The organism is Dysgonomonas termitidis (genome assembly GCF_042654545.1).
Classification (GTDB): Bacteria; Bacteroidota; Bacteroidia; order Bacteroidales; family Dysgonomonadaceae; genus Dysgonomonas; species Dysgonomonas termitidis.
This window is the reverse complement of record NZ_JBHSGN010000093.1, coordinates 58,777-71,769: the sequence shown is the minus strand read 5'-3', so window position 1 is coordinate 71,769 and position 12,993 is coordinate 58,777. Positions and strand designations below refer to the sequence as shown.

13 protein-coding genes are annotated in these 12,993 nt (G+C 47.0%); 12 read left to right on the top strand and 1 reads right to left on the bottom strand.

Features of this window, described 5'->3' with window-relative positions; genetic code table 11:
• The 12 genes from ACFO6W_RS15955 to ACFO6W_RS15900 form a co-directional block, all read left to right on the top strand.
• Positions 1–333: hypothetical protein (locus ACFO6W_RS15955; protein WP_379998207.1), on the top strand; the 333-nt coding region annotated here is incomplete at its 5' end.
• Positions 315–587: a hypothetical protein gene (locus ACFO6W_RS15950; RefSeq protein ID WP_379998205.1), complete on the top strand. Its 273-nt coding sequence runs from the start codon at positions 315–317 to the stop codon at positions 585–587. The genes ACFO6W_RS15955 and ACFO6W_RS15950, both read left to right, overlap by 19 nt.
• A gap of 24 nt (positions 588–611) precedes the next feature.
• Positions 612–1,421, top strand: coding sequence for a chromosome partitioning protein ParB (locus ACFO6W_RS15945; RefSeq protein ID WP_379998203.1), 810 nt, complete (start codon positions 612–614; stop codon positions 1,419–1,421).
• Positions 1,421–2,263, top strand: a complete 843-nt coding sequence (locus tag ACFO6W_RS15940) for a hypothetical protein (RefSeq protein WP_379998201.1) — start codon at positions 1,421–1,423, stop codon at positions 2,261–2,263. Before ACFO6W_RS15945 ends, ACFO6W_RS15940 begins: the two co-directional genes overlap by 1 nt.
• Positions 2,244–2,729 (top strand): hypothetical protein, encoded by a 486-nt coding sequence (locus tag ACFO6W_RS15935; protein WP_379998199.1) that lies wholly within the window; start codon positions 2,244–2,246, stop codon positions 2,727–2,729. Before ACFO6W_RS15940 ends, ACFO6W_RS15935 begins: the two co-directional genes overlap by 20 nt.
• Positions 2,730–2,786: 57 nt before the next feature.
• A complete protein-coding gene (locus ACFO6W_RS15930; RefSeq protein WP_379998197.1) occupies positions 2,787–3,584 on the top strand; it encodes a phage baseplate protein in 798 nt (265 codons plus the stop codon).
• Positions 3,585–3,657: 73 nt separating this feature from the next.
• A complete protein-coding gene (locus ACFO6W_RS15925; protein WP_379998195.1) occupies positions 3,658–4,614 on the top strand; it encodes a hypothetical protein in 957 nt (318 codons plus the stop codon).
• 18 nt (positions 4,615–4,632) lie between these two features.
• Entirely contained in the window at positions 4,633–5,610 is a 978-nt protein-coding gene (locus tag ACFO6W_RS15920) for an NHL repeat-containing protein (protein ID WP_379998193.1), read from the top strand.
• A gap of 58 nt (positions 5,611–5,668) precedes the next feature.
• On the top strand, positions 5,669–7,012 hold the full coding sequence (locus ACFO6W_RS15915) for a hypothetical protein (RefSeq protein WP_379998191.1): 1,344 nt from the start codon (positions 5,669–5,671) through the stop codon (positions 7,010–7,012).
• 126 nt (positions 7,013–7,138) lie between these two features.
• Entirely contained in the window at positions 7,139–8,968 is a 1,830-nt protein-coding gene (locus tag ACFO6W_RS15910; protein WP_379998189.1) for a phage tail tape measure protein, read from the top strand.
• Between the two features lie 24 nt (positions 8,969–8,992).
• Positions 8,993–9,535 (top strand): phage virion morphogenesis family protein, encoded by a 543-nt coding sequence (locus ACFO6W_RS15905; protein ID WP_379998187.1) that lies wholly within the window; start codon positions 8,993–8,995, stop codon positions 9,533–9,535.
• Positions 9,536–9,679: 144 nt separating this feature from the next.
• The gene (locus ACFO6W_RS15900; RefSeq protein WP_379998185.1) at positions 9,680–11,308 is read left to right on the top strand and encodes a M23 family metallopeptidase; all 1,629 of its coding nucleotides are present in this window, start codon (positions 9,680–9,682) and stop codon (positions 11,306–11,308) included.
• 85 nt (positions 11,309–11,393) lie between these two features.
• Here ACFO6W_RS15900 and ACFO6W_RS15895 read toward each other — a convergent pair whose 3' ends face one another.
• Positions 11,394–12,848, bottom strand: a complete 1,455-nt coding sequence (locus tag ACFO6W_RS15895; RefSeq protein ID WP_379998183.1) for an NAD(P)H-hydrate dehydratase — start codon at positions 12,846–12,848, stop codon at positions 11,394–11,396.
• Between the last annotated feature and the right edge of the window lie 145 nt (positions 12,849–12,993).

Below are 12,993 nucleotides of genomic sequence, written 5' to 3'. Positions count from 1 at the left end.
CTGAACTTCGGCAGCCTGGCAGACCTGCCCATCGGTGCGAAATACACCGGAAAGCAGGGACAGGCCACCGTAACGGTAGAGCGCACCAGCGGGGACAGTATAAAGGTGACAGCCAACTGCGACAGCCTGAGCCAGTTAATTGTAGAGAAGGAAACGGAGATATTCCATCTGCAAAATAGGGTGAGCGAACTGGAGGACAAGGAACTAAAAACGGTAGAAGTGTACAGGCAAACCAACTGGCAGATCGTCTGCGGCTGGTTCGGCAAGGTATTTATGGCGGTGATCGGTATTGGTTTAATCACATTATTCCTGAAATGGAAACTAAAGCCCTGAACTCGCAATCCCTTCCCGATCTCTCCCTCCAGGAGAGCGGCACGCTGGAGGGTTTATTCCCCCTGGCAGTAGCCAATAACCTGAGCATAACCGACGCGCTGGAACCGGGGCAGGCAATAGAGCGCACGGACGTTATCCAACGCGAGATACAGAGCTATTACACCATCCGCAACTTACACCCCGCCACGGGTGCGGTAGACCTGCCCGGAGGTATCGGGTATATGGGAGTGGAAATCGACTTCGCAGTCAGTTAACAGTAAACAGTAAACAGTGAAAAAATGGAAAAGCAAGGCAATTTATTTAATGACAATATTCCGCCTGTACTACAGGTGAAAAAGAAGCTATCCAGACATGAGGATTACGAGGCTTTCGTTGAAAAATTCAAGCCGAAGAAAACGACGGATGATTGTTACACGCCTCCGGCTGTGTATGACTGCATACTGAAGTATGTGTCCACGAAAGTAGACCTTAGCGGCCGCGAGATAATAAGACCCTTCTGGCCGGGAGGCGACTATGAGAAAACAGACTACCCGGACAATTATATCGTGATCGATAACCCGCCGTTTTCAATCATAAGCAAGATAGCGCGGTATTATCTCGAAAAGAATATTGATTTCTTTCTTTTTGCGCCACACCTTACATTATTTTCTGCTAACATCGATTGTACAGCGATCGTGTGTGCCGCTGATATTGTGTACGAAAACGGTGCCAAAGTAAAGACCTCTTTCTTATCTAATCTGTTCGGTAACGCCCGCGTTATCGGCGACCCTGCGCTTTATTCCGCTCTGACAAAGATTAACGAGAAGCAAAAGGCCAACCTTCCGAAATACCAATACCCGGAAAATGTATTAACCGTGTCGATGGTTGCAAAATTTGTTGCTTTAGGTATTCCGGTACAATTTGACAAAAAGGAATTGTACCATACCGGCGGCCTGGATGAACAAAAGAAATATAATACTTCGCTGTTCGGCTCCGGCTTCCTGTTGTCAGACAAAGCAGCAGCAGACAAAGCAGCAGCAGATAAGGCAAACATTATAGAGTGGAAGTTGTCCGACAGGGAAAGAAATATTATAAAATCGCTGGGATAATGGCTAGAACAATAGCACAAATAAAGAAAGAAATGACCGACGCCTGGATATCCGATCCGGCCATCCGGGATAAATACGAACTGGACGCTACAAAGACATTCGAGGAGCAGTTTTCTGTTGTCTCCATCGAAAGCATTTTGTTTTTCGTCGTGGCCGCTTCTACCTGGACACTGGAGACGCTGTTTGACATCCACCGGCGCGAGGTGGAAGATACCTTGTCGGCGCAAAAGCCGCACCGCCTGAAATGGTACAGGGATAAGACGCTTGCCTTCCAGGACGGCTACTTGCTGCCGGAAGACAGCGACATTTACCCGGTGATCGACGAGGCAGCAAGGGTCGTTAAATATGCGGCAGCCGTGGAACCGCCGGACAGTTCCAAAATCCTTATAAAGATAGCCGGGGGCGACGCCCTGCGCGATAAGTTGCCCGATGCAACAGCCGCCCAGGTGAAGGAATATATCGACTGGATAAAAGACGCCGGCGTGCGCATCGACCTGGTTAATTTGTCCCCTGATGCGTACAAGTGTGAGGTGGATATCTACTTTAATGCTATGCTGCTGGCCGACCGCGTGCGGGATGCCGTGCGCGCCGCGATTGTTAGCTATATCGAAAACCTGCCCTTCAACGGTGAGTATTCGAACATGGCGCTGGTCGACACCTTGCAGGGCGTCGAGGGGGTAGTGATCCCGGAACTGACGGCAAGTTACAGCAAACCGGCCGCCGGCGACTTCGATTACTCGCTGATCAACGCGCGGCGCATACCTGAGGCGGGCTACTTCCGGGCATACCAGGAAGCGGATATTACAATTAACATGATAGCGTATGAACTGGTACAGGATTAATTATAAACGGCTTGTTTTGCTGCTATCGCCTACGATGCTGCGTCGGCCGCGGCTGGTGGCGTTACTGAATGCTACCGGGCTGCCTGTGTCGCGCCTGCATGTCCTGTTCTCGTCCTTCCGGGGCGATGTGCGTTACAAACTGACACACAATGGCCAGGTGTGTTTTTTACAGGCTGTTTTAAATGACAGTTTCGACTTTACGGCGCGCAGGATACGCATAACGGACGCGGATACGTTGGAATGGGGACAGTTCGCCTGGCGCGAAGCGGAAGACAGGCCCATTATGCTGGGCACATTCCTGCTGAACCGCGAGGGCTTTATGGGAGCGGACGGTATCGACTTTGTTGTGCATATACCCTATGCGATCAGCCTGACGGACGACAATTACAACATGATACACTCACTACTCAGGTATTACAAGCTGGCGGGAAAACGGTATATTATACAGTTAACAGTAAACAGTTAGCAGTTAGCAGTTAACAGTAACTCATAATTCATAACTTATAACTTATAACCAAAATACATGAACAGTGTAAATTTTTTAGGCCAGAGCAACTTTCCGCTGTCGAGCGATACGCTGGACTTTATGCAGGAAATGATATTCCTTGCCTCGAAGCTGGCACAACTGGGAGGCAGTGATAAATACATCCTTTCCGGATGCGCGGACGACGGGCTGAACGTGGCGCCGGGCTATGTAGCCATAAACGGTGAGTTGCTTCCCTTCGCCGGAGGTGCCAAGCAAACAACCGTGTATATCAACGAAGTGCGGCGCGATGTGGACGCCTCAGGCTACCACTTCCCGCAGGTATATAAAACGCGTACCGTGGCTTTCGGATTAGGCAACCCGCAGTACAACTGGGCTGACTTCAATCGGGTACAGACCAATACGCAACTGGCGCAGGCTATTGCAGACCTGGCAACGACGGTAGACGGATTGCGCGGCATTCCCGCCGGTGTTATTGTGATGTGGTCGGGCAATCCGGGCAATGTACCTCCGGGCTGGGCGCTGTGCGACGGATTGCTGGGGCGGCCGAACCTGATGGGAAAGTTTATAGTGGGTTTCAGTCAAACGGATGATGATTATAACGCTATCGGCAAAACAGGCGGCAGCAAGCAGGTAGCGCTTACGGTAGACCATATTCCGTCTCACTCACATGGGATGCGTTGGAATTTGAAGAAAAGCGACAACGCCAATGACCGCGATTTTCAGTATTTTGAGTCCACTGGCGCGAACGAGTTTGCCTCTACCTCTGCCGGTGGCGGCCAACCGCACGAAAACCGTCCGCCGTACTATGTACTAGCATATATTATTAAATTATAAATGAAGAATGAAAAATTGCGCAAGCGGCTCATATTCTTAATTCTTAATTATTCATTCTTAATTACTTAAAATTATGGCAATAAGAGAAAGAGACTTACTAAAGTCGTGGTTCCGCACAGGGATGTACCCCACAGAGGAGCAATTCGCCGATTTTATGGACAGCTATATCCATAAGCTGGACAGTATCAACTTTGAAGATATCAGCGGGCTGGATGAATATATCAACGCGCGCAACGAGGCGCTGGCGGCAGCCATTAACGAGTTTGTGGCCAATGCCCTCCAGTCTGCAAAAGACTACGCGGACGAGCAAGACGCCGCCGTCGTTCAGGAAGCGAAAGACTATACTAATGAAAAGATAACGGAAATACAACTGTCGGAGCATTACCAGGGACAAATGGATTATGTGGCTATGGCTACCGGTACATTGCCCGTAGCCGCCGCCGGGCTGAAAGCCCTGGTCACCGGTGAGAATAAGATATACACATCCGACGGGGCTGTCTGGGGCGACCCGGTGGAGATCACCCCGCAGGCGGGATGGTACTTTTACGCGTTATGCCTTACCGATTACAGCAATCATGCCGGTAATATAACCTATGATGCCGGCGGCGCGAAATGGGACTTTGCCCCGGACAACTACAACGAGATAGACGACGATACCATTGTGCGCGATCCCATAACCCAGGTGATCAAGATAAACGACGACATGGCCGCCTTGCTCCGTTTTATGCTGGCGGTGCAAAACCTGTCTTCCGTTGTAAATATACCCGCTACATCAGCAAATACGAATATAAACATATCGGCCGATGCCACGCTATCGCTATACAATGTGAACGACCTGAAGCCGGGCTACGAGATGGTTATCATTGTGACAAACAACCAAAACACTACGGTAAATGTCACATTACCCTATACCGGCGCATACCGTAACGACTATGCGATGGGGTTTGTATCCATTCCGCCAAGCGACAGGAAGGAGATATCTCTGCGGTGTTATGCTCCCGGAAGCGTATCGATAAGGGTGTCAGATTAACAATTAACGGATATAACCATGAGCAGACGATCTACATATGACATAATGCATGCATACAGCATCGAGAATGCCGGCATTAACCGGGACTATTACGTGCCTACGTATTATAATGGCAGGATATACGTCTTCCGGAAGAATCAGGTAATGATAATCGATGAAGATGATACGCTCGAATTCAAAGACCTGGCGCTGAATATTTCGTACCATATCCTAAGCAGCATGGTGATAGGAGATAAAATTTACCTCGGCGACAGCGATCAGTTCCATATATATGACACCGGTACGGATACCGTATCCACGGTAAGTAGCCCGGGATTTATGATATGTGGAATGGCGCTGTCGCCTGCCGGTAAGATTTATTGCACACACTGGAGTCCAGCCGGCGGTAGCAATGATCGCAAAATACTGATTATAAATACTGCCGATAACAGTATCAGTTATTTGCCGGGGTATAGCTTTTCATCTGAATTCACCAGCGGGGATACCGGTGTTACAGGCCCGGACGGGTTCTTATATTTTTTCGATAATACGAATTTGCTGGTTATCGATCCTGCCGGTAACAGCTTTGAACGAATACCGCACGGATTGAATGCTCCCTCGCGGGTGATAGTTCATAACGGCAATATATACATCTACGGGCAAGCCAGGAAATTGTACCGGTTCGACAGTTCGAACCGCCAATACACTGAAATACCTATCCCGGGAAGCCAGGTGTCATCTTTGTATTTTTTTTACAAAATGATATCGCTAAACGATACCTGTATATTATTCACCCCCAGCGGGGCCAAGGGTATCATGCTGCTGAATACAGCTACAAATACATGCAGGGTATCCCAGAATTACATAGGATCGCTTTCTACCAGCACTGGCGATCTGGATGCCGCCCGCATGGGGGAGACAAACAAAATATACCTGATACCGAGGAGCTCGACAGCCAAAAGGAGTATACTCGTAACGGTATTGAACGCATCGGCATATATGCCGCCTGCGCCCTGATTGAATTGCCGCAAAGCGGCTTATAGCTTATTACTAACAACTTATAACTTAAAAAATTATGTTACAAATCACAACTACCAATAAGGCTATCAAGATCGTCAAGGACGGCCAACTGGTAGCCATCAAACAAAAAGGCAAAATATGGTATAATTATACCGTCAACGGCGTGTATCTGTATCTCTTTGCGGACAAAAACGACTTCATAACCGAGACCTGGGCCAATGGCGTGACGCTCGACGGCGCCGATATCACGCCCGGCAATGTAGAAGAAAAATTCGAGGATTTTTTTTTGACTAGTGGTGGCGGGGGTTCCGCCGCCTGGGGACAGATTACCGGGACGCTGTCTGACCAAACCGATTTGAATGATACATTGACCGGCATACAGGAAGACACCAACGGGCTTACTGTCATAATTACAGGCGGTACGGCCGGGCAGGTGCTCACATCTGCCGGAGACGGAGCATCTCCTTCCTGGCAGACTCCAAGCGTGGAGATGCCGAACGGAAGCGTTAATGATACATACCAGGATACACCCGTAGATCGATACTATTGCGTGGCTAAAATAACGTCCGACCCCCGGCCGGAGGGCAGCTTCTGGTATAAGGACATGTTTAAGTTTGACTTTATTATTGCTAATCAGGCGGCAGATATAAACGGATACTCTGCAATAGGTAATGTCAGCGTGTATGCGGGGCAGTGGCCCAATGATGCGCAGGTGATAAATAAAGTCGTTTCAGTTGGTACGTTAGAAAGCGGGAACATGTATATTACGCAGGAGGAAGTCTCCCGGGGCGACGGCACAAAGCGCGTAGTGTATAAAATCTGGATGCGCAAGCATATAATTCAAACACACGACAGTAACATGTGTTTTCTTCAGGTATCAAATATACTGTATTATTCCGGAGAGGGCGGTATGGTCGATTACCTTATAGAATATTTCAAACCGACGGCCCCCGATGAGTTCATTGGCACTTTGCCATCTACAACACAGGCAGGAGCCCCTGTAGAAGAGTTCACATTCAAGGATAGCGTAAACCAAGATCTGGAGGTGCCCGGAGGGCAACAGCTGGAAGCAATCAACATACAAAACGATAGCTTGAGGCTAATGGTAGTCAGCCAGGATTGGCTGGAAGGTAACAGTGAGACAAAGATCGGACAGATATCTTTAGTTGACTACGGCGGCGGGGAGGCAATCATCTGGGACTACCAAAATGGATGGAACCCTGACTTTGACTTCCTGTATGCCGATACTGACAAAGAGTATTATGTAGCATGGGACACAGTAACTAAAACTATAACATTCACCCCGGGGGATGTAGTTACGAATGTAAGCCCTGATATAGGTGTATTGGATGGGATGTTATGGGTGAACGGGTCGCCGGGAGAATCGGTAGAGGTGTGATAGGAAAGCCTGTCATCGCGACAGGCTGACTCTAAAAACAATCGTTTCATATATTTCTAACACATTTTAAACGATGTAAATATATAAAAAATAATTTGCTAATCTGCTAATTTTCAAATTAAAATCATGGCTTCAGGACAATCAAAAATAGAACTTATACTCGACCTTAAAAACCGTATTGGGGTCGGGCTGTCTCAGGCAAAAAAACAGATCAACACGGATACCAGCCAGATGCAACGCCGCCTGAATGAGTTTTCAGCGTCATCGGTTAAGAATTTCAAGTCGGCGGCGGCGGAGATTCCCATGCTTGGCAATGGGTTGAGGCTAATGTCCAACCCTATAGCTATCGCGTCCACGCTGGTAACAGGCCTTGCGGCTGGATTTGTCAAGGCGACCGACCGGGCTGCGGAATTTAACCATGAATTCCGCGACCTGGCAAACCTGAACCTCGACAAGCCGCAATCGGAAATCAACGACCTGCGTAAGATGGTGCTCGACTCGGCATGGCGCAAGGGTTTTAACGCGGAAAAGACGGCCAATGCTTACAACGAGCTGCAATCTACCGCCGGGATATACGGGGCGGAAGCGCGGCCGATCGTGGAAAAGCAGGGCGAATTTGCCCTACTCATGAAAACCAGCATGGACAGCTATGTAGCTGGTACGGCCAAAGCGATGGCAAACTGGCGCTTCGGGGTGGATAAGCTCGACGCCTTCAATAAGTCGAACTACGCGGCTATGCAGGTCGGTGTGGTGTCGTTCGAGGAACTGGCGAAGGTGCAATCGACCTTTGCGGGTTCTGCCGCGTCTATCAACCAGTCGTTCGACACGGCGAATAAGTTGTTTTCCCTGTTCACCGTCAAGACGAAATCGGTAGACGAGGCGGCCACGCTGACAAAATCGCTGTTCAATGACCTCACCAAAGCAACGACGGTTAAGGCTTTCAAAAAAATAGGTATCGACCTTTTCGACAGTAATAAGCGCCTGAAGCAGGCCGACATGATCATGCTGGAGCTGAACGATAAATTCCTGAAGCTAAAAAATGACAAGTCTATTGTCAGCCTGAAGAACCAGTTCCACGGTTCGGAGGGTTTGATAGCCATGATACAGGCCGCGACCGACAAATCAGGCGAGCTGCGCAAGATGCTCGACGAGTTCAAGGACTCGAAATTCAATACCGACGCGGCATTGCTTCAGGCGCAAAACGATATTGTCGCCCGGCAGGAAAAGCTCGCCAACAGGATCGACTTGCTCGTTATAAAAATGGGGCATATAATGTTGCCTATTAAAGAATGGTTTGTGGATAAAGCTTCAAAATATGTAGAGTATGTCGGACTTGCGACTAAAAGCCAGGCAGAGCGCGAGCAAGAATTCAGGGTACAACAGGATGAAGATATACAGAAAAAATACGGGGGTATTCTCTCGAATGTTGGCAATATGTCTGAGGAGCAGTATAATAAATATCTTGGCGCAATGCGCTTTGAAGCTAATAGATATTTTGATAAGTACAGCCAAAAAACAGAATATATAAAAAATGCGAATAGGTTGACGCTTCCTTCTCAAATGTTGTTTTTGGGCGAAAAAGACAGATTAGAATCATATGATAAATATGATAATTTTGCCCGACAAAAAGATTTAGCCCGGTCAAAATCTCTCACGAAGCTAATGTCTGATTTCGAGGATGCAAGGCTCAATAAAGACAATATCCCAACAGCACCTACCAAACCGCCTGCCTCCGACACCTCGGGCGATCTATCCGGCATTAGCGACAAATTAAACCGTGTTGTAGGGGCTTCACAAGCGCCGCGTAACATTACAGTTAACATCGACGCGTTCAACAAAGGCGGGATAAACACGCAGAACACCTCACTGCAAAATATGGACGCCAAACAGATCGAAGACTGGTTCATCGATATGTGTTACCGCGCTATCCGTAATGTAGAACTCGGTTATAATTAATTATCGTTTAAACAGCATTTAACTATGGCATCAATCAGGGAAGCACAGGAGTACGTCAGAATATTTAATCGCATCGAATCGGCAGTCAGGGCCATACCTGCACGAGTGGCAGTCCTGGCCGTCAATTTCTCAAAGGAGCGTTTTATAAAAAAGAACTGGATAGACCGGAGTGTAGAAGGCTGGCCAAAGACAAAGAAAAAGAAAGGTTCTACGCTGGTCGCATCCGGCCGGCTGAAGCAATCTATCCGCAAAGTATCGGTAACGCCCTCTCGTGTCGTTATCGGCACGAACGTTCCTTACGCCCGCATCCACAACGAGGGCGGCGAGATCAGCGGCACGGAGCGTGTGCGGTCGTTCGTGCGTAAATCGCACCGCCGCCGCTCCCATACCCGCAAAGGCAAGCGTATAAAGGCTACAACGGTAAAAGAGTATCGTGTTAAGTCATTTTCCCGCGAATATCACAGGAAATTTATCAGGCGACAATTTATAGGCCAATCTCAGGAACTTGGCAACAGGATAAGTAAGCTTATTCAATCGGAAATAGATAAAGCGATAAGGGGTTTGTGATAAAGCCCTTACTATACCTGTTATCCATCAGGCAATAATAACCCCAATTTAATACAAAGTATAAAAATAAAGGCGAAATCTCCAAAAATGAGATTCCGCCCGATTATAAGAATTTGTGGGATTTGTTCTTTTTTTTTGTGGGATTTGAAATGCCGATTATACCTCGATATCCCGCTTATCCTTAGTGCAAATTTCGGGGAGCTGCGTCCTAATCACTTTCATTCAGGTATTGACCTGAAAACTCAGGGTGTGATTAATAAGCCTGTATATTCTATTGCAGACGGATATGTATCGCGTATATCCGTATCTCCTTCGGGCTACGGATTGGCAATTTATGTGACTCATACTAATGGGCAGACAAGCGTGTATGGTCATATTGAGAAATTTGCTCCGAAGATTGCCGGGTATGTAAAAGAGAAACAATATGAGCAGGAGTCTTACAGGGTAGATCTTTCATTGGATCAATCGGTATTTCCCGTTAAGAAAGGAGATCTGATTGCTTATAGCGGTAACACCGGTTCTTCCGGCGGACCTCATGTACATTTCGAGATAAGAGATACAGAAAGCCAGTTGGCTCTCGATGCACTTGAGTATTATAAGGGTCAGATAGAGGATAATGTTCCACCTGTAGTAAAAGGCTTTGCTGTTTATCCCGTGGAGGGCAAAGGTGTGGTCAATAATGGTTATGAACCCTTTCGTCGTATTGTTGGAGCAACACCGGGGAAGAAAGGCGCGAAAGTAGTTCCCGATTCAATAAAGGTATGGGGAAAGATCGGTATAGGTGTTTATGCAAACGACCGTATGACAGGAACAAGCAATATATACGGGGTAAAGATAGTACGCCTGTTCTGCGACGGTAAGGAGATATTCTCTTCGGATATATCATCTGTAGACTTCAGAAATACGAGGATGATAAACAGTATGATCGATTTCGACTATTGGTCCCGTAAAAAGAGTTTCTATCAGAAGTCATTTATTGAGCCGGGCAATAAGCTGTCTATATATAAGACCATCAATAATGGTTATATCGACATAAACGAGGAAAAGGTGTACAAGCTGAAATACGAACTCGAAGACCTCTATGGCAACAAGACGACTCATTCTTTCGATGTGTACGGCAAAAAGCAGGATATCCCCCGGCGGAAAGACTGTACACAACTAATGGCATGGGACAAGGATAACCATTATGAAGGCAATATGTTCTCTATTTCCATTGCCGGCGGGTCACTGTATAAAGACCTGTGCTTCAATCTGAAGAGAACCATGTCAAAGAATTATATGTCTGCCATCTATGAGGTCAACGATAGTTATGTCCCACTTGATAAATCCTGCGATATAACCATCAAGATGACCAAAGACAGTATGACCAACAAATCCCGGTACGGTATCGTACGCATCACCGGCAGCCGTGAATCCTGGATAGGTGGTAAGTACAACAATGGCGCTGTTACCGCTCGTATCAGGGAATTGGGTGATACCTATGCTGTCGCGATTGATACCGAGGCTCCCACCATCACTCCTGTACTCCCTGCCAAATGGGTAGCTAAAGGAGAAATAAAGATAAGACTATCAGATAATAAAAGCGGTATTGCTTCTTATCGTGGAACTATCGACGGAGCGTTTGCACTGTTTGAGAATGATGTGAAATCTCCTGTTTATACCTACAAATTCGATCCGAAACGTTTGACACGGGGGCAAACCCATAAATTGGTATTCACCGCTACCGATGCCTGCGGGAATGAGAGTAGTTATGAATATGAATTCAAATATTAGGGGTTAATTTCAAGATTTCAAGTTTCAAGATTTCAAAATTACAGAAGAACTAATCTTGAGATTTTGAAACCTGAAATCTTGAAATTCATAAATATTTTATCAAATCCCTGCTATTCATTCCCTCCGTTCCATATTTTTTAGCCGCTTTATCTCCGGCCAGACCATGCATATATACGCCTAAGATAGCAGCGTGCTCACTACTATACCCGCGTGCCAGCAGGCCTGTAATATAACCGGTGAGTACATCGCCGCTACCGCCTTTTGCCATGCCGCTGTTGCCTGTAGAGTTGAAATAGCAGTTGCCGTCCGGCAAACAGACCATGCTATGAGCCCCTTTTACAATGATGACGGATTTAAGATTGGCGGCAAGCCTTTTCACCTGTTCTATTTTTTCCTCTTCACTGGTCCATTCCCCGATCAGCCTTTTCAGTTCTCCGATATGCGGTGTAAGGATAGAACCGGCGGGAATATTATGCCTCATCTTGTAGTGATCCGATATAATATTCAGTGCGTCGGCGTCTATCACAACCGGTTTATAGACCGAAACCAGTAATTGCTTGAGAGCATCGGCTGTTTGCGGGGCTTGTCCCAATCCGCAACCGACACCTATGGATGAATATTTGGAAGCATTTGCAGGCAGGCCGGAAAAATAAGATTCGTCATCTAGGCTTAGTATGGCGGATGGATACACCATATTTACGGCATACCGTTCTTCGGCAGGAATGTGTGTGGTTACCAGTCCGCAACCTGAGCGCAAAGCCGAGCCTGTCGCCAGTATTGCGGCTCCGGCCATTCCTCTCGCCCCACAGATGAGCAAGGCATGTCCGTAAGTTCCTTTGTGAGCGAATTTATCCCTTGTCTGCTTTATTTCCCCGATGAAACCGGGCGCTATATAATGATAGGAGGTTTCTTCATTGGATATGTATTGTGAACTGAGTCCAATCGGTAATATCTTGATTTCTCCGCAGTATTCCCCGGCTTCGGGCAATAACATCGCCAGTTTGGGAAATTCAAGGGTCAGGGTTATGCCGGCTTTAATAATCTTTTGATTTTTGTTTCCGTATTCACTGATCATGCCGGAGGGTAAATCGATAGATATAACACTGTTTCGCAAAGAATTTACTTTGTCGATGATGGGCAATAAAGGTTCTTTTATTGCCCCTTTTACTCCCGTACCCAGCAGGGCGTCGATAATGACAGTATTCCCGCTTATATTCTCTAAATCACTGCTGGTGACGCCGGAGGGCAGGCGCTCCAGATTATATCTGCACTCCTCGGTGAGTTGTTCTTTATCAAATGCCATATGCACAGAACAGTTGTATCCTGCATGGTACAGGATACGGGCTACGGCCAGTCCGTCACCACCGTTGTTACCTTTTCCGGTAAGGAAGAGCAGGGGATAATCTTTCTCTACATTGTTGCATATCCATTGTGCGATGGAATTGGACGCTCTTTCCATTAATTCTATCGAACTGATAGGTTCATTTTCGATAGTATGCCGGTCAGCTTCCTTTATTTGTGCGCCTGTTAGTATTTTCATATATCAAAGGTTTATATTATCGGTTAACAATCAGCAGTAAACAGTAGCTGATGACTTATTATTTTAAAATTACGACTTGTTAAAACTTGACAAACTTTACACTTTTCAGTAAACAGTCAGCAGTGAACAGTAAACAGTCATCAAC